Source organism: Pseudarthrobacter sp. NamE2, from assembly GCF_005796205.1.
Taxonomy (GTDB): Bacteria; Actinomycetota; Actinomycetes; order Actinomycetales; family Micrococcaceae; genus Arthrobacter.
This window is the reverse complement of sequence record NZ_VAHN01000003.1, coordinates 220,165-244,532: the sequence shown is the minus strand read 5'-3', so window position 1 is coordinate 244,532 and position 24,368 is coordinate 220,165. Positions and strand designations below refer to the sequence as shown.

Genomic DNA, 24,368 nt, shown 5'->3' with positions numbered 1-24,368 from the left:
CCGCCGATTAATGCTTGTGCCGGAGACCGGACGTGTTAGACGTCAGCGCCTTCAACAGGTTCCGTCGTGTGGGCACGCTCGGTCTCATCCTCGGCGCCCTCTTCCTCGGCTACCACCGGGGCCAGCGACAGCTTTCCGCGGTCGTCGATCTTGGTGATCTCCACCTGGACCTTCTGGCCCACGGACACGACGTCATCCACGTTGTCCACGCGCTTGCCGTTGGCCAGCTTACGCAGCTCGGAGATGTGCAGGAGACCGTCCTTGCCCGGGGTCAGCGACACGAAGGCACCGAAGGTGGTGGTCTTGACGACCGTGCCCAGGTAGCGTTCGCCGATTTCCGGAACCTGCGGGTTGGCAATGGCGTTGATGGCGGAGCGTGCTGCCTCGGCAGACGGTCCGTCGGTGGCGCCAATGTAGACGGTGCCGTCGTCCTCGATGGAGATGTCGGCGCCGGTGTCTTCCTGGATCTGGTTGATCATCTTGCCCTTGGGGCCGATGACCTCACCGATCTTGTCCACGGGGATCTTCACGGCGATGACGCGCGGTGCGAACTCGGAGAGCTCGTCCGGGGTGTCGATGGCCGAATCCATAACCTCGAGGATGTGCAGGCGGGCTTCCCGGGCCTGCTTCAGGGCTGCTGCCAGCACAGACGCGGGGATACCGTCGAGCTTGGTGTCCAGCTGGATGGCCGTGACGAACTCGGAGGTGCCGGCAACCTTGAAGTCCATGTCGCCGAAGGCATCTTCAGCGCCAAGGATGTCAGTCAGTGCCGCGTAGCGGGTCTGTCCGTCCACCTGGTCGGAAACCAGGCCCATGGCGATACCGGCGACGGCGGCCTTCAGGGGCACGCCGGCGTTCAGCATGGAGAGGGTGGAGGCGCAGACGGAACCCATCGACGTGGAACCGTTGGAACCGAGGGCCTCGGACACCTGGCGGATGGCGTACGGGAATTCCTCGCGGGACGGCAGCACCGGCACCAGGGCGCGCTCGGCCAGGGCACCGTGGCCGATTTCGCGGCGCTTGGGCGAGCCCACCCGACCGGTTTCACCCGTGGAGTACGGCGGGAAGTTGTAGTTGTGCATGTAGCGCTTGGTCTTCACCGGCGACAGCGAATCGATCTGCTGTTCCATCTTCAGCATGTTCAGCGTGGTGACGCCCATGATCTGGGTCTCGCCGCGCTCGAAGATTGCCGAACCGTGTACGCGCGGCAGGACCTCAACCTCGGCGGTGAGCTGGCGGATGTCCGTCAGGCCGCGGCCGTCAATGCGGATCTGGTCCTTGAGGATGCGCTGGCGTACAACGTGCTTGGTGAGCGAGCGGAAGGCTGCAGACAGTTCCTTCTCGCGGCCCTCGAACTGGCCGGCAAGGTCCGCGAGGACCTCGTCCTTCAGTGCGTCCGCAGCGTTCTCGCGCTCCTGCTTGTCAGCAATCTGGAAGACAGCGGTCAGCTTTTCGGTGGCAGCGGATTCGATGGCGGCGTAGGCGTCGTCCTCGTAGTCCAGGAAGACCGGGAATTCGACGGTGGGCTTGGCAGCGCGGGCAGCCAGGTCGGCCTGTGCTTCGCAGAGTGCCTTGATGAACGGCTTGGCAGCCTCGAGGCCCTCGGAAACAACCTCTTCCGTGGGGGCGGTGGCGCCCTGTTCCTTGATGAGGTTCCAGGAGTTGTCGGTAGCTTCGGCTTCCACCATCATGATGGCGACGTCGTCACCGGCAATGCGGCCGGCAACCACCATGTTGAAGACGGAGTTTTCCAGCTGGGAGTGCTTGGGGAAAGCAACCCACTGGGAGCCGTTTTCGTCGGCAACCAGGGCAACGCGGACGCCGCCGATGGGGCCGGAGAACGGCAGGCCGGACAGCTGCGTGGAGATGGAGGAGGCGTTGATGGCCACTACGTCGTACAGCTCGTCCGGGTTGATAGCCAGGACGGTGACGACGATCTGGACCTCGTTGCGCAGGCCCTTGATGAAGGCGGGGCGCAGCGGGCGGTCCATCAGGCGGCAGGCCAGGATCGCTTCGGTGGACGGGCGGCCTTCGCGGCGGAAGAACGAGCCCGGGATGCGGCCGGCAGCGTACATGCGCTCTTCGACGTCGACCGTCAGCGGGAAGAAGTCGAAGCCTTCGCGCGGGTGCTTACCGGCGGTGGTGGCGGACAGCAGCGCGGTGTCGTCGTCGATGTACACCATGGCTGCACCGGCTGCCTGCTTGGCGAGGCGGCCGGTTTCGAAGCGGATTACGCGCTTGCCGAAGCGGCCATTGTCAATGACTGCTTCCGAGAACTGGATTTCGGGACCCTCCAAGAGAGTCACCTCCGTTTCTGTTTCACGGAAGTCCAGCCGCATCAACCCAGTCCAGCATCTGTCTACTGGCCCTGCACCCGGTCATCGATCGAGACCCACGGGCCGAAGTTTCCTGAAGGAAGCCTTCCCGGGGATCACTACCGAGGACCGCGAATGCGTGATGCGGTTGATCCTCCTGTTTAGTTGTGTTGAAAGAAGGCGGCCCGTTCCGTACGGAAAGGGCCGCCCAAAGCCAGACTAGCGGCGCAGGCCGAGGCGCTCGATGAGCGAACGGTAGCGGGCGATGTCAGTCTTCTTGAGGTAGCTCAGCATGCGCTTGCGGCGACCCACCATGGCCAGCAGACCGCGCTGGGTGTGGAAGTCGTGCTTGTGCTCCTTCATGTGCTCAGTCAGATCCTTGATCCGCTGGGTCAGGACGGCAACCTGGACCTCGGGCGAACCGGTGTCGCCTTCCGAGGTTGCGTATTCCTTGATGATGGACTGCTTTACAGCGGCGTCAAGTGCCACAATAACTCCTTGGGAAAATGTGCCGTGAGGGCCCGGTCAGAAACTCACTGCCGGGTCTGCCGCCGCCACCGCATCCGGACAAAACCGGATAGAAGCCGCGTGCAACAGGAACCAGCCGCCACGGACTGCAGCCGGATCCATCGTCAAGTTTACCGGCACTCCCCTAACCTGTCGAAACAGGCGTACCCGCGTGGGAATCAGCCCTGCAGCCGGTCCCGGATCGCTGCCATGCCCTGGAGCACCTCGCCGAAGCTGGTACTCAGCGGCGACAGCCCCACCCGAATCCCGCGGGGCGACCGGAAGTCGGGGATCACGTCGCCGTCCCAGAGCGCCTCCACCATGGCCTTGGTGAAGTCCGGGTGGTCCACGGTGATGTGGCTGCCCCGCTCCCCCGGCTCCCGGGGCGACGCCAGTTCAGCCCCAAGCGGCGCCAGCCAGGCGTCGAAGATGTCGACGGCGAAGGCCGTCAGCTTTTCCGACTTTTTCCTGACGGCAACCATGGTGGCTTCCTCGATGACCTCGAGCATTCCCTGCATTGCCACCATCCCGAGGATGGCCGGCGTCCCGCTGAGGAACCCGCGGATGCCGGGAGCAGGTTCGTACCCATGCGCCATCTCGAAGGCATCTTTACGCCCCATCCACCCCCAAATCGGCTGGTTCAGCGCTGCCAGGTGCCGCTGGTTGACGTAGGCGAACGCCGGCGATCCCGGGCCGCCGTTGAGGTATTTGTAGGTGCACCCCGCGGCGAAGTCCACGCCGGCACCGTCAAGGTCGATCACCACCGACCCCGCGGAATGGCACAGGTCCCACACCACCAGCGCGCCGGCGTCGTGCACTGCCCTGGTGATGGCTGGCAGGTCCGCCAGGTGGCCTGAACGGTAGGCGATCTGGCTCAGGAGTACGACGGCGGTGCGCGGCCCGGTCACTGCACGCACCTGGTCAACCGTCACCCCGGCCGCGGGGTCGGTTTCGATCCAGCGCAGGGTAAGGCCCTCCTCAAGGGCAATGCCTTCCACGAGATACCGGTCCGTGGGAAAGTTCCCGGTGTCCAGCACCAGTTCGTTCCGGTCCGGGTCCGCCACCGCGGCCAGAGCGGCACGGGTCACCTTGTAGAGAACCACGGTGGTGGAGTCAGCGATAATCGTCTGCCCCGGCGCGGCGCCCAGGACTGCACGTCCCAGCTGGTCGCCGATGGCGTGCGGCAGGTTCAGCCACTGTTCGTCCCAGCCGCGGATCAGCCGCCCGCCCCACTCCTCCCGGACGAAGGCCGCTATGTCTTCGGCAGTCCGCTTCAACGGCCGGCCCAGCGAATTGCCGTCCAGGTAGGACAGCGGCATCTCCGTGCCGATGAAGTGGGCCCGGTAGTGTGCCAGCGGATCCTGGCGGTCAAGCTCTTCGGCCCGCCGCCGAAGTGCTTCATCCGTTGCTGCAGCGGACTGTGCCTGGTCGATGCTCATTGTCCGATTTCCGTCCTGACGGCGAATAGTTCGGGGAAGAAGGTCAGTTCGAGGGCCTTCTGCAGGAAGGCAGCACCGGTGGAGCCACCGGTTCCGGTCTTCATGCCGATGGTCCGCTGCACGGTCCGCAGGTGGCGGAAGCGCCAGAGCTGGAAGTTGTCCTCCAGGTCCACCAGTTCCTCGCAGGCCTCGTAGGCGCTCCAGTTGTCCTCCGCGTGCTCGTAGATGTGCTTGAAGAGCGGCACCAGTTCCGGAGTGAACTCGTGGGCCCGGGTGACATCCCGGCTGAGCACTGCGGCAGGCACGTCGAATCCGTGCCGTGAGAGGTACGCCAGGAACTCGTCGTAGATGCTGGGGGCTTCGAGCAGCTCACCCAGCATGGCAGACGCTTCCGGGTCCGATTCGAAGACCGGAAGCATCTTGCGGTTCTTGTTGCCCAGCACAAACTCGACGGCCCGGTACTGGGCCGACTGGAAACCGGAGGCGTTGCCGAGGAAGCCCCGGAACCGGGAGTACTCGGTGGGCGTCAGGGTGGTCAGGACAGACCACTGTTCCGTCAGGGTTTTTTGGATGTGCTTCACTCGCGCGATCCCCTTCAGGGCGGAGCCGAGGTCGTCAGCACGGAGCCAGGCGGCGGCGCTGCGGAGCTCATGGAGCACCAGCTTCAGCCAGAGTTCCGTGGTCTGGTGCTGGATGATGAACAGCAGCTCGTCATGGTGCTCCGGCTCGCTCACCGGTTGCTGGGCACTCAGGAGGGTGGGCAGCTGCAGGTAGGAGGCGTAGCTCATCCGGGAGCTGAAATCCCGGACAATGCCTTTGTCCAGCTTGCGGGTGTTCTTCTCGACCGACACGTACTGCCTTCCTTGCGGGACGCCCCGGCAGGCCCTGCCGCCGGAGGCTGGTGGGGACAGGAACGGCTGCTGCCCGGCGGTCAGCGCCTGGTCAGGAGGTCGTGTGCCTGGACGACGTCCAGTTTCATCTGGTCCACCAGCGCTTCAGGCCCACGATAAGCCACCATCCCCCGCAGGCGGGACACAAATTCTATGATGACTGTCTGGCCGTACAGATCGAAGTCCTCCACGGCTTCCTTAGGCCGGTCGATGACGTGGGCCTCGACCTGCCGGCTGACGCCGTCGAATGTGGGGTTGGAGCCTACCGAAATCGCGGCGGGCCAGCGTTTGCCGGCCTGGTCCACGAGCCAGCCCGCGTAGATCCCGTCGGCCGGGATCAGCCCGCTCGCATCGGAGGACAGGTTGGCGGTGGGAAAGCCCAGGGCACGCCCGCGGGCAGCGCCGTGGACCACTTCACCCCGCATCCGGTGCCACCGGCCCAGCACCGCGGCCGCGGTTGCGACGTCGCCTTCCTGCAGGGCTTCCCGCACCCAGGTGGACGAGCAGCGGCGGTCCTTGCCGCCGTCGTCATGCAGCGGATACCCCTCGGAACCGAACTCGCTGATGACCCGGACTTCAAACCCGAACTTCTCCCCCAGGGCCTGCATGGTGTCCAGGTCCCCCGAGTTGCCACGGCCGAAGCGGGCGTCGTGGCCGATGACCACGTGGCTGGCGTGCAGGCAGTCCACCAGGTATTGCTCCACGAATTCCTCGGCGGTGAGGCTGGCCAGGTCGAGGGAGTACTTGACCACCAGGATGGCGTCGAGGCCAAGTTCGCCGAGCGCCTCGAGCTTGTCGTCCAGGCCCATGATCATTTCCGGCGCGGACTCCGGACGGTGGATGAACGCCGGGTGCGGATCGAAGGTCACCGCCACTGCCTTTGACCGGGTAAGGCGGGCCGAACGGATCAGCTGGGACAGCACCTGCTGGTGCCCGCGGTGAACCCCGTCGAAGTTCCCGAAGGTGACAACAGAGGGTCCGAAGTCCGCCGGGACCTCGGACGGGTCGTGCCAGATGTAGACCATCACCCTCGCCTTAAAACGCCTGCAGCATCAACGCTCCGCAACCGGACCGGCCGCGGAACTCTTCAAGGTTACCCGTATTCACGGTGCCCCTTTTACGGTGCCGTTTCCCTGCCCGGGACGCCGCCGGTACAGCCATACCAGGCCGAGCACCGGCAGCAGCAGCGGGATGAATCCGTAGCCGCGGCCGAACAGGGACCAGACGGTTTCGTGCGGGAACGCCACGGGGTCGAACACGCTCAGTGCGCCCACCACCAGCACACCCACCAGTTCCACCAGCACAGCGGCAACCGACACCTTGAACCAGGTGCTGCCGGCCTTGGCCAGGGACACGGTGGCCACCACGTACACCAGCGCCGCGAAGGCGGACAGCAGGTAGGCCAGCGGGGCCTCGGAGAACTTGGTGAGGATCTGGTAGCCGGCGCGGGCCGAAGCGGAGATGGCGAAAACCGCATATACGGCGATGAGCAGGCGCCCGGGGCCGGTGTTGCGGGTGTCGCGCCGGCCGGCGGCGGCGCGGCTGCCGGCAGCGGAGGTTGATTGCTGGTCGTTCACTTTGCGTGCTTCTTCCACTTCAGTACCAGATCTGGTTCATGCGGGCGGCCATCACCAGGGCCGTAACCCCGACGGCGGCCAGGACGAAGTTGCTCCACCGGGTCCGTTCAAGGATGGACCAGTAGACGGCCGCCGGAGGCAGGAGCATCGCCGTGGCAAGGTAGCCCCAGAACTCCCAGGCCTCGCCCGCGATGGGTTCGCCGGCAATGACACGGACGATCGACCCCACCAGGTAGACCACCAGAGCCAGTTCCACCGCCGCGACCGACAGGATGGTGACGTCGTTGGGCGCCTTCTTGAGGATGCCGGCCACTACACAGGTCACCGTGGACAGCAGGCCGACCACCAGGATGATGTAAAAGTACGCGTCCACCCTTCAGGCCTTCCCGGCCGTGGCGCTGGCGGGAGCCCCGTTGCCGGGCTCGAAGACAAGGACGGGCTTGGCGTAGCTGCCGGAATCGGCGAGCAGCGCCACCAGGCTGCCGTCGGGGGCGAAGGCTGCGGCAGGATGCTCGGCGGTTGGTGCATCCGGACTTCCGGGAGCAGCACCGGCGGCAATGCGCCGTCCGAAGGAGATTTCGGTTGTTTCTTCCGCCGTCAGTTCCCGGTTGGGCATCAGGGCCCGCGCGGCCTGGGATATGTCCAGGATGTTCAGTTCCTCCGCAAGCTGTTCCAGGGTGCGGGCCTGCGCCAGCGAGTACGGGCCGACATGGGTCCGGCGCAGGGCGGTAAGGTGACCGCCGACGCCCAGTGCCTTGCCCAGGTCCCGGGCCAGCGCGCGGATATAGGTGCCGGAGGAGCACTCGACGGTGACATCCAGGTCCAGCAAGCCGGCTTCCCCGTCCCGCCGGATGGCATGGACCTCGAACCGGTGGATGGTGACCGGGCGGGCGGACAGCTTGACGTCCTCCCCGGAGCGGACCCGCGCGTAGGCGCGTTCGCCGTTGACCTTGATGGCGCTGACGCTGCTGGGCACCTGCTGGATGTCCCCCGTCAGTGCTGCGACGCCGTCGTGAATTGCCTGGTCACTGACGCCAGCGGTGCCGGCTGTCGCCGTGACCTCGCCCTCGGCGTCGTCAGTCACGGTCGACTGGCCCAGCCGGATGGTGGCGGTGTAGGTCTTGGAGGTGCCCACGATGTAGGTCAACAGGCGGGTGGCCTTGTTGACGCCGAGCACCAGGACGCCGGTGGCCATCGGATCAAGCGTCCCCGCATGCCCCACTTTCCGGGTACCTGCCAGGCGCCGCATCCGGCCAACCACGTCATGGCTGGTCCATCCCTGCGGCTTGTCCACTATCACCAGTCCAGAAAGCACGCCTTCCAGTATATGGGGGCTGTCCGGGGCGGAAGGCCCGACGGCGGGCGGCGGTGCCTGTGCGCACGGCAGGCCAGGTGCCGGCGGCGGAAGCAGCGGCCGCTAGGATGGCAGGCATGCCTGAGCTTGCCGCCCATGTCCGCGACGTGCCCGTCAACCAGATCCGCGAGATCACGGAAGCGGCATGGCGTATCCCCGGCGCCCTGGTCCTCAGCATCGGGGAGCCGGGCTTCCCGCTCCCCCGCCACGTCCTCGACGCCGGAATCGCATGCCTGGACCGCGACGAAACCAACTACACCCCCAACGCGGGAATTCCCGGGCTGCGCGAAGCCTTTGCCGCCCGCTTCCGGGAGCAGCAGGGCGTTGACGTGGGCGCCGACCGTATCTATGTGGTGGCCGGCGCGCAGCAGGGCCTGCACCTCGCCATGAGCCTGCTGCTCGCGCCTGGCGACGAGATCCTGATTCCCAACCCCGGCTATCCCACCTTCGCCATGACCGGCCGGCTCCTGGGGGCGCATCCTGTTGGCTACCCCCTGTACCCGGAGCACGGCTTCCAGCCGCGCACAGCGGACATCGAAGCCCTCATCACGGAGCGCACCCGGGTCCTGGTGCTCAATTCGCCGTCGAATCCCCTGGGTGCCGTGCTCGGTGAGGACCTGACGCGCGGGCTGATGGACCTGGCGCGGCGCCACGACCTCTGGGTCATCTCGGACGAGTGCTACGAGGCGTTTACCTACGATGTACCGCATGTCAGTCCCGCGAGGTTCGACGGCGGCACGCCGGGAGAAGCGCGCGTCTTTACCTCCCTGACGCTGTCCAAGACGTACGGGCTCACCGGGCTCCGGATCGGCGCGCTGGTTTGCCCGCCCGGGTTGAAGCAGCAGATGGACAACGTGATGGAGTCGATCGTCTCCTGCGTGGCTGCGCCCTCGCAGTATGCTGCGCTCGCCGCCCTCACCGGGCCCCAGGACTATGTCCGCGCGGCGCACGGGCACTACCGGGAGAACCGGGACGCTGCCTCCGCCGTCCTCGATGCCAAGGGGATTCCTTACCTTCAGGCCCAAGGGGCGTTCTACCTGTGGGCGGACGTATCACATGCCAGCGGCGGAGACGTGCGCAGCTGGGCGCGGCGCTTCCTTGCCGACTCCGGGGTTGCCCTCGCGCCGGGGACTGCCTTCGGCTCCATCGGTGAGGGCTGGGTGCGGATAGCGCTGTGCGGCCGGAAGCAGGATCTGTTGGAGGGGTTGTCCCGGCTGCCGGCGCAGTAAGCACCGCCCCCGGAACTCCTGCCGCCGGGGATCTCCTAACGCGCCGCTCCGGAAAGCGCCTGATCGAGCCATGAGCGCAGGACCCCGGCAGGCGCTGCCCCCGCCTGGCGGGCCGCCACCTTTCCGTCCACCAATACCATCAGGGTTGGAATTGCCTGGACGTCGAAACGGCGGGACAGGCCGGGCGACGAGTCCACGTCCACCTTAACCAGTTTGATCCGGCCCGGGCGTTCCCGGACGAGTTGATCCAGGACCGGGCTCACCATGCGGCACGGGCCGCACCACTCCGCCCACAAGTCCACCAGCACAGGCACCGGGGACCGCTCCGCCACTGCGGCGAAGTCCGCATCCCCGGCGCTGACAATCCACGGCAGCCCGGCCTTGCAGTTCCCGCAGCGCGGCTGCCCGGCGGCCTGGGCCGGAATCCGGTTCGTCCTGCCGCACGACGGGCAGGCGATCAGCGTGGGTTCCATTCCTAGTACTCCGTCCGGCGCTGGTGCGATCCCCACGCATGGAAGGGAGCGTCCGACGCCGGGATGTCGCCTCTCGTGACGGGCAGGAGCTCCGGGCGGGAACCGCTGAAATACTCGTAGAAAACCGCATCGTCGAAGCCGGCAGCAGCCGCACCATGGCGGTCGGCAGCGAAATAGACCCGGTCGATGCGTGCCCACAAGGCCGAGGCCAGGCAAAGCGGGCACGGCTCGCAGCTTGCATACAGGACGGAGCCCTGCAGGCTGAAGGTGCCCCGTGCTGCTGCAGCCGTCCTGATTGCCACTACTTCAGCGTGGGCAGTGGGATCGTTATCGCGGGTAACCCTGTTGACGCCCTCGTAGGTGCGTCCGTCCGGGGTGACCACCACTGCCCCGAAGGGGCCGCCGCCGTCCGCCACATTCCTCGTGGCCAGTTCTACGGCCTGCTTGAGATATTGCGCGGCATCGCCGTGGTTGTAGTCCACCTGAGTCATAGTCAGATCCTAACCAAGGCGCGGTTAGGGGGTGCAAATAGGGGGTGGAATTGGGGGAAAACGCCCGACGACACAGCGGCACCACAGGCATATCCTGTCGCCGGGGACCGCGCGCGATACTTCGCCTCGAAGAGGCTTCTTACCCGGCCCGGCATGGGCGCCAAAAACGGAGTACCCAAATGAAGAAACACCTTACGTTTATCGCCTGCATTGCTGTTACCTCAATGGTCCAGGCAGCACCGGCCATCGCCGCCACGGATGAGCCGGATTATGAGGTGATGGCGACAGGCCTGTTGTCACCTCTCCACCTCGCCGTGGACAAGGACGAGTCTGTCCTCGTCAGCCAGGCCTTCGCCGGGATCCTCACGCATGTCGAGGATGATGGCGACTTGGATGATGTCTACACCACCCCAAACGAGGGTTGGTCGGTAGCCGGGGTGGATATCCATGACTCCACCGCCTACTTCCTGGAGAGTTTTGGAGCCGGGCAGGGGCCTGACGGACTAAGGGGATACCTGAAAGCCCTTGATTCGGATGGCGAAGCCCGTACTATCGCAGACCTCGCTGACTACGAACGGAAGTTCAATCCGGATGCGGGCCAGCATTACGGCTTTGAGGCAGACACGGGCCAGCAGTGCCTTGCCGAAGCGGCATCCCGTCCGGATGCCCCGCCTGCGCAGTACACGGGCACGTTGGACTCCAACCCCTACGCTGTGGCGGTCCGTGAGGACACGGCCTACGTGGCCGATGCCGGCATGAATGCGGTCCTCAAGGTGGATCTGGAGTCCGGCAGCATTTCGACGGTGGCGGTTTTGCCACCCCGGCCGCTGACCATCACGCACAAGATTGCACAATCTTTGGGAGTACCAAGCTGCGCTGGCTTTACTTACGGCTTTGAACCGGTTCCCACTGACGTGGAAATTGGCCCCGACGGTTGGCTGTACGTGTCATCCCTTCCCGGCGGCCCGGAGGACCCGTCACTTGGTCCCCGTGGAGCAATCTTCAAGGTCAACCCCTGGACCGGCGCGACCGTGCTCTGGCAGAACGCGATAGTCAGCCCCACAGGCCTGGCAGTTTCGGACGAGGGCGATGTGTACGTAGCGTCGTTGTTCGGCGGGGAAATCCTGAAGTTCACGTACCAGGGCGAACGCTCGCACTTCCTGAAGGTGAACCTGCCGGCCGCCGTCGAGTTCAGGGACGGCGACGTTTTCGCCACGATTGACGCCCTTCCTCCGCAACCGGACCCGGCCACACCCGACGCTCCCATGCCCAAGCCCGAGGGTAAGCTCATCGAGGTCGACTTCGACTAGACGTAGCAGCCGTCGGCGGAGATTTTCGGGGAAGCAGAAGGCCCGGACCCCATGGTCCGGGCCTTCTGCTGTGCCGGTGCTACTTGTTGCCGTCCTCGTGTATCCCGTCGGGGTCGGTGAGGTCAAGGTCCTCTTCGTCGAAGTCGTCTTCGTCGAGGTCCACCTCGGCGGACGCGTCGCTCTTGTAGGGATCGGCGTCGCCGGCGTGCTTGGCATTGGCGGCCAGGGCGGCCACCTCGGCATCACGCTTCCGGGCTTCGCGGAGCAGTTCCTCCAGGTTAGAGGCGTTCACGGGAATCTGGTCAGCCACGAACTCGAGCGTGGGAGTCAGCCGGGCAGTGATGTTCCTGCCCACTTCCTGGCGCAAGACGCCCTTGGCCTTCTCCAGTCCCTTCGCGGCATCAGCCTGCAAAGTCTGGTCCCCAAAAACGGTGTAGTACACGGTGGCATGCTGCAGGTCATTAGTGACCCGGGCATCGGTGACCGTAATTCCCTCAAGCCGCGGATCCTTGACCCGCCGGCTCAAGGCCTCAGCAACAACAACCTTAATCCGCTGCGCCAACTTGGCAGCACGTGCCGGATCGGCCATGTTCAACTCCTAAGAAAATTTGGGACGTACGACGGCGCGTTGACGCAAACGTACCCACGTTCGATTGGTGCCACGCACCACAGCGAGCCAAAGACGGACCCACGGTGGGTTTTCCGGCGGCTCTTTGGAGCCGTAGAGGGGGCCCGGGAGTGGCATCGGGCCTGCCGGAGCTGGGTGGCCTGGGATCAAAGATTCCAAGCCGCCCAGCGTAGGGGCGGGGCCCCTCTGCGGCGGAAAAGGCGGGGCCACCGGAAAACCCAACGACCCCGCACCTCTCGCAGTACTACCGATTAGACGCGCGGCTTCTCGCGCATCTCGAAGGTCTCGATGATGTCACCTTCGATGATGTCGTTGTACGACCCAAGACCGATACCACATTCGAAGTCCGTGCGGACCTCGGTGGCGTCGTCCTTGAAGCGCTTGAGCGACTCGACGGTGAGGTTGTCACCGATGATCTTGCCGTCGCGGCTGACGCGTGCCTTGGCGTTGCGGCGGATGATGCCCGAGCGGACGATCGAGCCTGCGATGTTTCCGAACTTGGAGGAGCGGAAGACTTCGCGGACCTCGGCGGTGCCCAGCTGGACTTCTTCGTATTCCGGCTTGAGCATGCCCTTGAGCGCCATCTCAATGTCATCGATGGCTGCGTAGATGACCGAGTAGAAGCGCATGTCGACGCCTTCGCGGTCTGCCAGTTCGGCAACACGCTCGGCCGGCTTGACGTTGAAGCCAATGATGACGGCGGAGTCGACCGTTGCAAGGTTGACGTCGTTCTGCGTAATGGCACCCACACCGCGGTGGATGACGCGCAGCTGCACGCCTTCGCCGACGTCGATCTTGAGCAGGGCGTCTTCGAGGGCTTCCACGGCACCGGACACGTCACCCTTGAGGATGAGGTTGAGGGTGTCGATCTTGCCTTCGGCGACTGCCTGGTCGAAGTCTTCGAGGCTGATGCGCTTGCGGCGCTTGGCGAGCTGGGCGTTGCGCTCAGCGGCTTCACGCTTCTCGGCGATCTGGCGGGCGGTACGCTCGTCGGCGGTCACCAGGAAGGTGTCACCGGCGCGCGGCACGTTGGACAGGCCGAGGACCTGGACCGGGCGGGACGGCAGTGCGACGTCGAGGGCTTCGCCGTCTTCGTCGAACATGGCACGGACGCGGCCGTGCGCCGTGCCGGCCACGATCGTGTCGCCGACGGCCAGGGTGCCGGACTGCACCAGGACGGTGGCAACCGCACCGCGGCCCTTGTCCAGGTTCGCTTCGATGGCGATACCGCGGGCTGCCTTGTCCGGGTTGGCCCGGAGATCCAGGGCGGCGTCGGCGGTCAGCAGGACAGCGTCGATGAGCTCGTCGATGTTGAGGTTCTGGCGGGCCGAGACCTCAACGAACATGGTGTCGCCACCGTATTCTTCCGGAACCAGGCCGTACTCGGTCAGCTGGCCCTTGACCTTGTCAGGGTTGGCGCCTTCCTTGTCGATCTTGTTCACGGCCACGACGATCGGCACGTTGGCCGCCTGGGCGTGGTTGAGCGCTTCAACGGTCTGCGGCATGACACCGTCGTCCGCGGCCACCACCAGGATGGCGATGTCCGTGACCTTCGCACCACGGGCACGCATGGCGGTGAACGCCTCGTGGCCGGGGGTATCGATGAAGGTGATCTGGCGGTGGGTGCCTTCGTGCTCGTGCGTGATCTGGTAGGCACCGATGTGCTGAGTGATGCCACCGTGTTCGCCGGCCACGACATCCGAGTTGCGGATGGCGTCGAGGAGGCGGGTCTTACCGTGGTCCACGTGGCCCATGACGGTTACCACGGGAGCCCGGGGTTCGAGTTCCTCGTCGCCTTCGGCCTCAAGCTCGGCCTCTACGTCGATGTCGAAGGTGGACAGCAGCTCGCGCTCCTCGTCCTCCGGGGACACTACCTGGAGCTTGTAGCCCAGTTCCTCCCCCAGCAGTGCGAAGGTGTCTTCGTCCAGCGACTGGGTGGCAGTTGCCATTTCACCAAGGTGGAACAGTACGGTGACCAGCGCTGCGGGGTTCGCCTCGATCTTGTCGGCGAAGTCCGTGATGGACGAGCCACGGCGCAGCCGGATGACGGTGTTGCCGTCGCCGCGGGGTACGCTCACGCCACCCAGCGACGGTGCGCTCATCTGCTCAAGTTCCTGGCGCTTCGCGCGCTTCGACTTGCGCTGCTTGCCACGGCCTGCGCCGCCCTTGCCGAAGGCACCCTGGGTGCCGCCGCGGCCGCGGCCGCCCTTGCCAAAGCCACCGCCGGCGGGAGCACCGCCACCGGCGCCGGGACCTCCGGTGCCGGGGGCGCCACCCGGGCGTCCCGGACCGCGGCCGCCACCGGGACGCCCGGCACCTGCGGGTGCGGGACGCTCAGTACGGTTGGGCATCATGCCAGGCGTGGGACGGGGACCGCCGGGACGCGGGGCACCCGGACGGGGACCGCCGGCACCTGCTGCGGGGCGGGGGCCACCTGCACCCGGCGCAGGACGCGGACCACCGGGGCGGGGGCCACCGGCGCCGGCTGCGGGACGCGGACCACCGGGACGGTCGCCGTCGGTGCGGCCGCCACCCGGGCGGGGCATGCCCTGGGAGGTAGCGAACGGGTTGTTACCCGGACGCGGAGCGCGGTCGCCGTCGCCGCCACGGCCGCGGGGCATGCCCTGCGAGGTCGCGAACGGGTTGTTACCGGGGCGGGGACCGCCCGGACGGGGTGCGTTGGAACCCGGGGTGGCGCCACCCTGGCGGGGAGCCGGGGTATCGGCCTTGGGAGCCGGACGGGCACCGGGCTTGGCGCCCGTCGCGGGCGCTGAAGGTGCAGCCGGGGTGCTTGCGGCCGGTGCAGCCGGAGCGGCCGGGGCCTGTGCTGCGGGTGCGGCCGGAGCTGGTGCCTTGGGGGCCGGAGCCTTGGGTGCTGCCGGACCGGGTGCGGGGGCTGCGGGACGTGCTTCTGCAGCTGCCGGCGCAGGCGCCTTGGGTGCGGCTGCGGGCGCCGCGGTCTTGGCGGCAGCGTCGGGGAAGGCGTTACGCAGCTTGCGGACAACGGGGGCCTCAATGGTGGATGAGGCGGAGCGAACGAATTCGCCCAGTTCCTGCAGTTTTGTCACTGCATCTTTGGAAGTGATACCGAGCTCTTTCGCGAGCTCGTGTACGCGGACCTTGGCCACATTTCTCCTGTCTCGGTCCGCACCGAGCCAGGCACGAACCGTCTACTTCTTACTGCGGGCCCCGGCCGCGGATGCTGCGGAAGGGCCCATTGCAGAGCGCAACAAAGTTGTCATCGTTACGCACTCATCGCTGGGAACTCATCGGGTTTCCATCAGATTTCTGACCCGCTTTCAGGTTGGACGGTTGATGCCGCAGCCACCGGGGCGCCTGCGAGGTTCGGGCCGGACAGGATCCGGCGTTCCACGGCTGCGGTTTCGGTTGCTCCCCGAAGGGCGCGTCCGAACGCTCGCCGCTTGATCGCCAGTGCCAGGCACGATGCGCTGGGGTGCAGCCATGCACCCCGGCCAGCCATCCGGCGTCGTTCGTCCACAAGGACGGCGGGTGATCCGCTGCCTTCGGCGACGAGCCGGAGTAGTTCTGACCTTGGCCCCTTCTTCCGGCATCCGATGCAGGTGCGTTCGGGTTGATGTCCGCTGGTACGTACTTCTGCCACGGTCATCGTCCTACGTTCATATCTGCCGGCCGCGGAGCCCTCCCCTGTCCGGAGAGCGCACCCAGGGCGCACGATTGCCGGCCGTGAGGCGCGGTCCTGTCCATTCTATCCCCTTCCGGCCGTTCCGCCCGCATCGCCGGCGGGCTCCAGCGTGGCAGGGAAGGCCCGGAAGGAGGCTCAGCCTTCCTTGGCCGTGGCTGCGTCCGAGACGATATCGATGCGCCAGCCGGTCAGCTTCGCGGCGAGGCGGGCGTTCTGGCCCTCCTTGCCGATGGCGAGGGACAGTTGGTAGTCGGGAACCACAACGCGTGCCGACCGGGTGGCTTCATCCGTAATGGTGACGGAATTCACGCGTGACGGGGACAATGCGCTGGCGATGAACGTTGCCGGGTTCTCGCTGTAGTCGACGATGTCGATCTTTTCGTCGTTCAGTTCGTTCATGACGGCGCGGACCCGGGAACCCATTTCGCCGATGCAGGCACCCTTGGCGTTGATTCCCGGGGCGTTGGCCTTGACGGCGATCTTGGTCCGGTGGCCCGCTTCCCGCGCAAGGGCGACGATCTCCACCGAACGGTCGGCGATTTCCGGCACTTCAAGTTCGAAGAGCTTGCGCACCAGCCCCGGGTGGGACCGGGACAGCGTGACCGACGGACCCTTCGAGCCGCGGTGGACATCGATGACCAGGGCACGGAGGCGGTTGCCGTGGATGTACTTCTCCCCCGGCACCTGCTCGGGCGGCGGAAGCAAGGCCTCCACGGAACCGAGGTTGACCTGGATCATGTGCGGGTTATTGCCCTGCTGGATGGTGCCGGCCACCAGTTCGCCTTCGCGGCCCTTGAACTCGCCGAGCACGTTGTCGTCCTCGACGTCCCGCAGGCGCTGCAGGATGATCTGCCGGGCCGTGCTGGCGGCGATACGCCCGAAACCTTCCGGTGTGTGCTCGAACTCACCAATGGGGGCACCGTCGTCGTCCATCTCAACTGCCCAGATGGTGACGTGCCCGCTCTTGCGGTCCAGTTCTGCCCGGGCCTTTTCGAAGGCGCCGGGAGACTTGTGGTAGGCCACCAGGAGCGCCTGCTCGATGGTGGGGATCAGGAGGTCCAGCGGGATTTCACGCTCACGCTCCAGAAGTCTCAGTGCGCTCATGTCAATATCCATCAGGCCTCCTCGGAAGGTCCATTGTGTCCAGGTTCCAGCCCGTCCTCGTTGAGGTGGCTGAATTCGATCTCGACTTTTCCGCTGCGGATCCTGTCGAAAGGAAGTTTGATGGGGTCGCCCTGCCGGGGCTTCATGCCCTTCTTGACGGCGATTTCCGGAACGATGGTCACGCCGCCGCCGTCCACGGACTGGATGCGGCCCACGACGTTCTCGCCCTGAATGACGTTGACCCTTACCATCCGGCCCTTCGCCCGGTGCCAGTGCCGCGGCTCCGTGAGCGGACGGCCCACGCCGGGCGACGACACCTCGAGGTCGTACGGGCGGCTGTCCATCGAGGGGTCGCTGTCCAGGACAGCGGAGAGGACCTTGGAGATCTCCGCGATGACATCCAGGCTGACTCCGCCGGTTTCCTCCTGCGGCAGGTCCACCACAACGTGGACCACCCGATGCGAACCTGCGACGTTGATTTCCACATCCTCGAGGTACAGCCGGTTGGCCAGGACCGAGGGTTCAAGGAGGGCCCGAAGCCGGGCAGCTTCCGGATTGTGCGTTGCGGACCCAGTCCTGCCGGTTCCGGTGGGGTCTGGTGAAGCCGTGGCTTCTGCATTGCTCACGATGCCGGCCGCCTCCCTATAGATGATGTGGTGTGTACTAGCGTAGCTATTTTACCGGCTGAGTGGTGCACGGAGATTCCCTCAAGCGTGGCACGATGGTCTGTTGTGAATGACGACAGCCAGGTGAACCGTCCGCGGATCCGGTACTTCCGCTACGTTGTCCTGGCACTCGCGGCGCTGCTTGTTGTGAGCCTGGGATTCGCCTTTATCCGCGCGGAACCGCCTGCCCCGCCGCCGCCCCCCTTCTCCGAACAGGCGCGCGCCGCGGCCCTCGCGGACGCCCTGCAGCTCCGAGCCGCGGGGCTCCGGCTTGCCGGTGGAGCAGCCGACGGCGGTGCTGCCGCCGCCGTGGACAGGGCTGTGACCTTGCTGACCATCCAGGCCAGGGCGCTCTTGCTGCCGGGGGCTGCCGCTGCGGGGACGGGCGTCCCGACTGCTTCGGCCGACGCGGCGGCCCCCGCACCATCCGCCGCACCCGCCCTGCCCGCGCCCGAGCTCGCCGCTGCCCTGGCGGCCAGCGGCGCGCAGCGCCTCAAGGATGCGGAAACGGTTGACGGCGGGATGGCCCGCCTGCTGGCGGGTGCAGGCACCGCACAGGTGCTGGCTGCGCAGCAGCTTGCCGCCGCGACCGGTGAGCCTGAAGCCGTCTCCGGTCTTGGCCCGGCCGCGCAGCAAGGTCATGGAACAAACCCGGCCGCGGGTTCCGCGGCAGCCGAAACCACCACTGACGCCAACGAAACACCGTGCCCCTCGCCCTCGGGTCCGCCCGCGTCCACCGGCCCGGAACCCTCTGCAGCCGGCGCGGCGCCAGGCACTGCCTTGGTGGCCGCAGCTGCCGCGGAACTGGAGGCGGTCTACGGCTACCAGGCAGCCCTGACGCGGCTGCCCCCGGAAGCTGCCGGACCGGCGTCGGAATTCCTGGGACAGCACCAGGGCCTGGCCAGGGAAGCTGAGACGCGGAGCCGCTTCTGGTGCGGGACACCGCTGCCGCAGCAGCCGGGGTATGCCCTGGGGCAGGAGTTCCTTGCGGCGCCGTCGGACGGAATGGCGCGGCTGGAAGCCGCAACCCTTCCTGCCTATGGCGACGTGGTGGCAGTTACCGACGGCTCCACCCGCCTTTGGGCCATCGCAGCCCTGCGATCGGCAGTGATGCGGACTGCCCACTGGGGCGGTGACCCCGGTCCCCTTCCTGGGCTGCCCCTGAACGAGCAGCAACTGCCGCCGCTTCCTGCCTGAAGTCCACCGGATCTCGGGGGGGGAAGTCCGCAACGGGGAGCTGGCGCGGCCGGGAGCATAGGGTTGAGCTGATGAAAGCACCAGGAGAGATCTCCATTCCGCCCGGCCTCACCGCCCGTTACCGGCGAAGCGTCGAGGGGCGGGCGTGGCTTGCCGTGTTGCCGGACCTGGTGGCCGGGCGGCTCGGGCAGTGGAACCTGGAGCCTGATCTTCCTCCGGGCGCCCTGCCCTGGAACGGCCACGGCGGGATGGTCATTCCCGTCCTGCGTGCAGACGGAAGTCCTGCCGCACTGAAAATCGCCTTTCCGCACGATGAGGCAAAGCTGGAGCGGCATGCCCTGGCGCTATGGCAGGGTCAGGGCGCGGCAGCACTGCTGGAGCATGACGCGGGCAGCTGCGCGATGCTCCTCGAACGGCTGGATGCCGGGCGTTCGCTGGCCAGCCTGCCTGTGGATGACACGGTGGAAGTATGGGGCGCCCTGGTCCGGCAATTGGGCCTGGTTCCGGACGGGCGGCCCCAGTGGCAGGAGTTCGACCACATCGCGGCCCGTGCGGAGCAGTGGAGCGATGACTTTCCCGCCGACTGGGAACAGTTGGGCCGCCCGTTCCCCCGCTGGCTGCTGGAAGCCGCCCTGGAGGTCTGCCAGACGCGCGGTGCAGTAGGACGCCGGTCTTCCCGGGACGTCCTGGTCCACACCGACCTGCATTTCCTGAATGTCCTGGCCCGGCCATGCAGCACGGCAGCCAGGCCGACTGCGGCCGGATACGCGGCGATCGACCCGCAGCCGATGGTCGGGGAAGCGGAATTCGGGGTGGCGCCGCTGTTGTGGAACAGGATCAGCGACCTTCCGGCCGGTGCTCCAGGCACGGGGCTGCGACAGCGGTGCGCCGATTTCAGCACGGCCGCCGGCCTTGACGGGGATGTTGCCCGGCAGTGGGCCGTTGCCCGGGAGGTTGCCAACGCGCTGTGGTATGCAGGCGCACCCGGCCACCAAGGTGACCTGGCACGATCCCTGTGGGTCGCCAGCACGCTGGCAGGCCGGACGCTGGAGGGGCTCCCGGCACCCGGTGCCCTTCCCGAACCGGGCGTCGGCCTCGACTAGCAGCGGCTTCAGCTGCCCCGCACCGCCGCGAGAGCGGACTTGACGGCGGCTACCGCGGCATCCACCTCTTCGCCGCCCGTATGCCAATTGCTGACTGACACCCGCAGGACATCCCGGTTGTGCCAGCGGGACCCGGACATCCACACCGCGCCGTCCCCGATGACACGGGCCGTGACAGCACGCGTGGTGGCGTCGTCGCCGAATGCCACGCAGACCTGCGTGTAGTCAACGTCGTTGAGCACCTCAACGCCATCGAGCGCGGCCAGCCCTGCGGCAATGTCCGCAGCGGCCGCAGCCATACCGCTGACCTGCGCGGCCACGCCGTCACTGCCCAGGCTCTTCAACGCGGCCCAGACCGGGACACCGCGGGCCCGACGGGAAAGCTCCGGCACCTTCTCGAACGGATCACCCGGACCTTCGGCGTCGTGCATCAGGTAGCTCGTGTGCAGGCCCATGGCAGACCGCAGCGCCGAAGCATCCCGCACGATCGCAATGCCGCAGTCATAGGGAACGTTCAGCGTCTTGTGGGCATCGGTGCCCCAGGAGTCCGCGTCCCCGCAGCCGCTGGCAAGGTGCTTGAGCCCGGGTGCCGCTGCTGCCCACAATCCGAAGGCGCCGTCCACGTGCACCCAGGCGCCGTGCTCCTTGGCGATGGCAATGGCTTCGGGGAACGGATCGAACGCCCCCGAGTGCAGGTTTCCGGCCTGCAGGCACACCAGCGCCGGCCCTTCGCCTGCTGCCAACGCTGCGTCGAGTGCTGAGGGAAGGATGCGCCCCTGCACGTCAGCGTCCACAACCTGCGGCATCCCAAGTCCCAGATAACGCAGGCCCAGGTCTACTGTGTCGTGCCTTTCCCTGCCCACGAAGCAGCGGATCCGCGGGGCTCCGAACAGCCCGTCCCGGTCAAGGTCCCAGCCGGCGTTTGCCAGCAGCCGCCAGCGGGCTGCGGCCATGCCGGTAAAGTTCGCCATCGTGGCACCGGTGGCGAAGCCGACGTCGGCATCCGTTGGCAGCCCTAGCAGTTCCAGCAGCCACGAACCGGCACTCTCCTCAACCGCGGCCATGGCCGGAGTGGCATACCGCAGTCCGGAGTTTTGGTCCCACGCGCTGACAAGCCAGTCCGTGGCCAGGGCGGCGGGCAGTGTGCCGCCGATCACCCAGCCGAAGAAGCGGCCGGAAGGCATTGCCATCAGGCCGGGCTCGGCGGCACGCGCCAGGAATTCCACCACGTCTTCAGCCGGCATTCCCGTCCGCGGCAGGGGTCCGCCGAACACCCCGGTGAGGTCATGGGCAGCTGCCCTTGGCCCTACCGGGCGGCCGGGCAGGCTCTGCAGCCAGTCCGTCGAAAGCCGGTACGCGGCCGCCATGGCCCGGGCGAAGTCGTCGTCCCCGTGTGACATACCTGCATGCTACGCCTGGCCCGGCCTGCCAACGAGGGCACGAACTCCCCTGCAGGTAATTCCGGTCAGGCGGAATTTTCCTGCCAGATGTCGTGGCCGAGTTTGATGATGAGCGCTGCAACCACCACAAGGAAGACAATTCGGACAAACCGGCTTCCCTGCTTGACGGCCGTTCTGGCTCCGAGGTAACCGCCGGCCATGTTGGACGCCCCCAGCAACAGACCAAGTCCCCAAAGGATGGAGCCGTGCGGCATGAAGAACAGCAACGCACCGGCATTCGTGGCCATGTTCACGATCTTCGCCTTGGCGCTGGCTTCCAGGAAGGCATATCCCATGGCCGAGACGAGGGCGATAACCAGGAACGAACCGGTCCCGGGCCCGATCAGTCCGTCGTAGAAACCGATGACGGCACTGATCAGGCATGCCACCACGTAGTGCTTGTGGCCGTTGTGCCGCAGCGCCGTGATGTCCCCGACGTCGGGCTTGAGCGCCGTAAACAGCGCGACGGCGACCAGGGCAACGACGATGATGGGCTTGAAAACACTCGCAGGCAGGGTGGCCGCCAGGACGGCACCACCAAAGCTTCCCGCCAGGGCGATCACCGCCATGGGCAGGGCCGTCTTGAGGTCCGGCCCCACCCGCCGGTAGTACGTCGTTGCGCTGGTGGCAGTGCCAAAGATGGAACCAAGCTTGTTGGTGGCGAGTGCCTGCACCGGAGTGATGCCCGGGACCAGCAGCAGGGCGGGGAGCTGGATGAGCCCGCCGCCGCCCACCACGGCGTCAACCCAGCCCGCAGCAAAACCCGCCAGTACCAGCAGGAGCAGCGTTGTCAGCTGGAGGGATTCAAGTCCAAAAACCACCGCTGCGGATCAGCTGTTGCGGACGGTGTTGACCACATAGTCAACAGCCTTATCGACCGCAACGTTCTCCGCTTCGCCCGAGCGGCGGTCCTTGATTTCCACCACGCCGTCAACCAGGCCCCGGCCGACGGCAAGGATAGTGGGGACACCCACCAGTTCGGCATCCCCGAACTTCACGCCGGGCGACACCTTGGGCCGGTCGTCGTAAATGACGTCGAGGCCCGCCGCCTCGAGGTCCAGGGAAAGCTGCTCAGCAGTGGCGAAGATGTCCTCACCCTTGCCGACAGCCACCACATGAACGTCGGCCGGTGCGACGGCGCGGGGCCAGACCAGGCCCTTGGCGTCGTGGTTGGACTCGGCCAGGGCTGCAACGGCCCGCGTGACGCCCACGCCGTATGACCCCATGGTGACAGTCACCTGCTTGCCGTTCTGGTCCAGCACTTTCAGGTCCAGGGCTTCGGCGTACTTCCGGCCGAGCTGGAAGATGTGGCCCATCTCGATGCCGCGCGCCGTTTCCAGCGGGCCCGAACCGTCAGGAGCGGGGTCGCCGGCGCGGACTTCGGTGCACTCAATGACACCGTCCCACGTAAAGTCCCGGCCGGCCACGAGACCGTACACATGCTTTCCGGCCTCGTTGGCGCCCGTGATCCACGTGGTGCCGCTGACGACGCGGGGATCCACCAGGTACAGCAGTTTGGCATTGCCTTCAGAGCCCAGCAGGGCCTGGTCCAGGGACATGCCGGGGCCGAGGTAGCCCTTGACGATCAGCGGATGCTTCTTGAGGTCCTCTTCACCGGCGGCCTCCAGCCCGATTTCGCCGGCCACCGGGAGGAACGCGCCGATGTTGGCTTCAACGCGCTTCAGGTCCACGGCGCGGTCCCCGGGAACGCCGATGACAACGATCTGGCGCTCGCCCGTGGGCAGCGTAACGGCGAGGACCACGTTCTTGAGGGTGTCGGCGGCGGTCCAGGCTTCACCGTCCGGACGCGGGAAGATCTGGTTGGAAGCGGCCACCAGGGTTTCGATGGTGGGTGTGTCCGGAGTATCCAGGACCTGGGCAGCGGGAGCGCTGCTGTAGTCGACCTCCGCGGGCACCACGGTGGTGACGGCCTCCACGTTCGCGGCGTAGCCGGACGCCGAGCGGACGAAGGTGTCCTCGCCGATCTCCGTGGGGAACAGGAACTCCTCGCTTTTGGAACCGCCCATGGCGCCGGCCGTGGCGGCAACGGGGATTACCTCCAGGCCAAGCCTGGCGAAGATCTTCAGGTAGGCGGCGCGGTGGGCGGCGTAGCTCGCGTCCAGGCCGGCGTCGTCCACGTCGAAGGAGTAGGAATCCTTCATGATGAACTCGCGTCCGCGCAGCAGGCCCGCGCGGGGGCGCGCTTCATCGCGGTACTTGTTTTGGATCTGGTACAGGCTCAGCGGCAGGTCCTTGTACGAGGAGTACAGGTCCTTGACGAGCAGCGTGAACATCTCCTCGTGCGTGGGGGCGAGCAGGTAGTCCGCACCTTTGCGGTCCTGCAGCCGGAAGAGGCCTTCACCGTACTCGGTCCAACGGTTGGTGGCCTCGTAAGGCTCCCTGGGCAACAGTGCCGGGAAGTGGACTTCCTGCGCCCCGATGGCCGCCATCTCCTGGCGGATGATTTCCTCCACTTTGCGGAGCACGCTCAATCCCAGCGGCAGCCAGGTGTAGATACCGGGGGCCGCACGGCGAATGTATCCCGCGCGGACCAGGAGCTTGTGGCTGGCGACTTCGGCGTCGACGGGATCTTCACGCAGGGTGCGCAGGAAAAGCTGGGACAGTCTAAGGACCACGGGTGGTATCCGTTTCTGGGAAAGTGCTGGATCAGCAGGGCCGGGCAATTTCGTCTGGGTACTAATCTACCGGCAGAAGGGGCCCGGCCCGGACCCGCGGAGGACTCTCCAATGCACTGCGCCGGGAACAGTAGAGCCACGCCCGAAAATGCAAAGCCCCTGGCCCCCCAGTGAGGCTGGTCATCGCATCCGGGCGTGGCTCAACGCCGTTATCGCCTAAGTACTGGTGAGGACTGGTGAGACCGCCCACGCCACTCCAGCGCAGCTAGATCGAACCTATGTGATGGCAGGCACGTTGACAAGTGGCTTGCCTGCAAAACCGCTGGTCCTCACCCGAAGCGCGCCTG

22 protein-coding genes are annotated in these 24,368 nt (G+C 66.5%); 4 read left to right on the top strand and 18 right to left on the bottom strand.

Features of this window, described 5'->3' with window-relative positions; genetic code table 11:
• Positions 1 to 35 precede the first annotated feature (35 nt).
• From FDW83_RS05955 to truB, 8 genes are all read right to left on the bottom strand, one after another.
• On the bottom strand, positions 36 to 2,297 hold the full coding sequence (locus tag FDW83_RS05955) for a polyribonucleotide nucleotidyltransferase (RefSeq protein WP_138136769.1): 2,262 nt from the start codon (positions 2,295 to 2,297) through the stop codon (positions 36 to 38).
• Positions 2,298 to 2,534: 237 nt separating this feature from the next.
• Complete coding sequence (rpsO, locus tag FDW83_RS05950) at positions 2,535 to 2,804, bottom strand: 30S ribosomal protein S15 (RefSeq protein ID WP_138136674.1); 270 nt, start codon at positions 2,802 to 2,804, stop codon at positions 2,535 to 2,537.
• A 197-nt stretch (positions 2,805 to 3,001) separates the two neighbouring features.
• Positions 3,002 to 4,261, bottom strand: coding sequence for a kynureninase (locus FDW83_RS05945; protein WP_138136673.1), 1,260 nt, complete (start codon positions 4,259 to 4,261; stop codon positions 3,002 to 3,004).
• Positions 4,258 to 5,112 (bottom strand): tryptophan 2,3-dioxygenase, encoded by an 855-nt coding sequence (kynA, locus tag FDW83_RS05940; RefSeq protein ID WP_138136672.1) that lies wholly within the window; start codon positions 5,110 to 5,112, stop codon positions 4,258 to 4,260. The genes FDW83_RS05945 and kynA overlap by 4 nt, the downstream gene beginning before the upstream one ends.
• Positions 5,113 to 5,192: 80 nt before the next feature.
• Positions 5,193 to 6,176, bottom strand: a complete 984-nt coding sequence (locus FDW83_RS05935; protein ID WP_138136671.1) for a bifunctional riboflavin kinase/FAD synthetase — start codon at positions 6,174 to 6,176, stop codon at positions 5,193 to 5,195.
• Positions 6,177 to 6,254: 78 nt separating this feature from the next.
• The gene (locus tag FDW83_RS05930; RefSeq protein WP_138136670.1) at positions 6,255 to 6,728 is read right to left on the bottom strand and encodes a hypothetical protein; all 474 of its coding nucleotides are present in this window, start codon (positions 6,726 to 6,728) and stop codon (positions 6,255 to 6,257) included.
• 19 nt (positions 6,729 to 6,747) lie between these two features.
• On the bottom strand, positions 6,748 to 7,101 hold the full coding sequence (locus tag FDW83_RS05925) for a hypothetical protein (RefSeq protein ID WP_138136669.1): 354 nt from the start codon (positions 7,099 to 7,101) through the stop codon (positions 6,748 to 6,750).
• Positions 7,102 to 7,104: 3 nt separating this feature from the next.
• Positions 7,105 to 8,043, bottom strand: coding sequence for a tRNA pseudouridine(55) synthase TruB (gene truB, locus FDW83_RS05920; RefSeq protein ID WP_138136668.1), 939 nt, complete (start codon positions 8,041 to 8,043; stop codon positions 7,105 to 7,107).
• A 116-nt stretch (positions 8,044 to 8,159) separates the two neighbouring features.
• Here truB and FDW83_RS05915 point away from each other — a divergent pair, with 116 nt between their 5' ends.
• Positions 8,160 to 9,311 (top strand): pyridoxal phosphate-dependent aminotransferase, encoded by a 1,152-nt coding sequence (locus tag FDW83_RS05915; protein ID WP_171027461.1) that lies wholly within the window; start codon positions 8,160 to 8,162, stop codon positions 9,309 to 9,311.
• Between the two features lie 35 nt (positions 9,312 to 9,346).
• On the opposite strand, the gene trxA is transcribed toward FDW83_RS05915, so the two are convergent.
• Together trxA and FDW83_RS05905 are read right to left on the bottom strand one after the other, a co-directional pair.
• Positions 9,347 to 9,784: a thioredoxin gene (gene trxA, locus FDW83_RS05910; protein ID WP_138136666.1), complete on the bottom strand. Its 438-nt coding sequence runs from the start codon at positions 9,782 to 9,784 to the stop codon at positions 9,347 to 9,349.
• A 2-nt stretch (positions 9,785 to 9,786) separates the two neighbouring features.
• Complete coding sequence (locus FDW83_RS05905) at positions 9,787 to 10,275, bottom strand: nucleoside deaminase (RefSeq protein WP_138136665.1); 489 nt, start codon at positions 10,273 to 10,275, stop codon at positions 9,787 to 9,789.
• A 179-nt stretch (positions 10,276 to 10,454) separates the two neighbouring features.
• On the opposite strand from FDW83_RS05905, the gene FDW83_RS05900 reads away from it, so the two are divergent.
• Entirely contained in the window at positions 10,455 to 11,585 is a 1,131-nt protein-coding gene (locus FDW83_RS05900) for a ScyD/ScyE family protein (RefSeq protein WP_138136664.1), read from the top strand.
• A gap of 79 nt (positions 11,586 to 11,664) precedes the next feature.
• Here the strand turns inward: FDW83_RS05900 and rbfA are convergent, their stop codons facing one another.
• The 5 genes from rbfA to rimP form a co-directional block, all read right to left on the bottom strand.
• Positions 11,665 to 12,174 carry a 30S ribosome-binding factor RbfA gene (gene rbfA, locus FDW83_RS05895; protein ID WP_138136663.1) on the bottom strand — a complete coding sequence of 170 codons (510 nt, stop codon included), beginning with the start codon at positions 12,172 to 12,174 and terminating at the stop codon, positions 11,665 to 11,667.
• A gap of 290 nt (positions 12,175 to 12,464) precedes the next feature.
• Positions 12,465 to 15,341, bottom strand: coding sequence for a translation initiation factor IF-2 (infB, locus tag FDW83_RS05890; protein ID WP_138136662.1), 2,877 nt, complete (start codon positions 15,339 to 15,341; stop codon positions 12,465 to 12,467).
• 152 nt (positions 15,342 to 15,493) lie between these two features.
• The gene (locus FDW83_RS05885; RefSeq protein ID WP_138136661.1) at positions 15,494 to 15,841 is read right to left on the bottom strand and encodes a YlxR family protein; all 348 of its coding nucleotides are present in this window, start codon (positions 15,839 to 15,841) and stop codon (positions 15,494 to 15,496) included.
• Between the two features lie 171 nt (positions 15,842 to 16,012).
• The gene (nusA, locus tag FDW83_RS05880; protein ID WP_138136660.1) at positions 16,013 to 16,993 is read right to left on the bottom strand and encodes a transcription termination factor NusA; all 981 of its coding nucleotides are present in this window, start codon (positions 16,991 to 16,993) and stop codon (positions 16,013 to 16,015) included.
• Positions 16,993 to 17,607 (bottom strand): ribosome maturation factor RimP, encoded by a 615-nt coding sequence (gene rimP, locus FDW83_RS05875; RefSeq protein WP_138136659.1) that lies wholly within the window; start codon positions 17,605 to 17,607, stop codon positions 16,993 to 16,995. The genes nusA and rimP overlap by 1 nt, the downstream gene beginning before the upstream one ends.
• Before the next feature lie 105 nt (positions 17,608 to 17,712).
• Between rimP and FDW83_RS05870 the strand changes: the two genes are divergently transcribed.
• Both FDW83_RS05870 and FDW83_RS05865 read left to right on the top strand, forming a co-directional pair.
• On the top strand, positions 17,713 to 18,843 hold the full coding sequence (locus tag FDW83_RS05870; RefSeq protein ID WP_240720864.1) for a DUF4439 domain-containing protein: 1,131 nt from the start codon (positions 17,713 to 17,715) through the stop codon (positions 18,841 to 18,843).
• Positions 18,844 to 18,914: 71 nt separating this feature from the next.
• On the top strand, positions 18,915 to 19,946 hold the full coding sequence (locus tag FDW83_RS05865; RefSeq protein WP_138136658.1) for an aminoglycoside phosphotransferase family protein: 1,032 nt from the start codon (positions 18,915 to 18,917) through the stop codon (positions 19,944 to 19,946).
• A gap of 8 nt (positions 19,947 to 19,954) precedes the next feature.
• Here the strand turns inward: FDW83_RS05865 and FDW83_RS05860 are convergent, their stop codons facing one another.
• The 3 genes from FDW83_RS05860 to FDW83_RS05850 form a co-directional block, all read right to left on the bottom strand.
• Positions 19,955 to 21,346, bottom strand: coding sequence for an aminotransferase class V-fold PLP-dependent enzyme (locus FDW83_RS05860; RefSeq protein ID WP_138136657.1), 1,392 nt, complete (start codon positions 21,344 to 21,346; stop codon positions 19,955 to 19,957).
• Positions 21,347 to 21,411: 65 nt separating this feature from the next.
• Complete coding sequence (locus tag FDW83_RS05855; RefSeq protein WP_138136656.1) at positions 21,412 to 22,206, bottom strand: TSUP family transporter; 795 nt, start codon at positions 22,204 to 22,206, stop codon at positions 21,412 to 21,414.
• A gap of 9 nt (positions 22,207 to 22,215) precedes the next feature.
• On the bottom strand, positions 22,216 to 24,021 hold the full coding sequence (locus tag FDW83_RS05850; protein WP_138136655.1) for a proline--tRNA ligase: 1,806 nt from the start codon (positions 24,019 to 24,021) through the stop codon (positions 22,216 to 22,218).
• Positions 24,022 to 24,368: the final 347 nt, after the last annotated feature.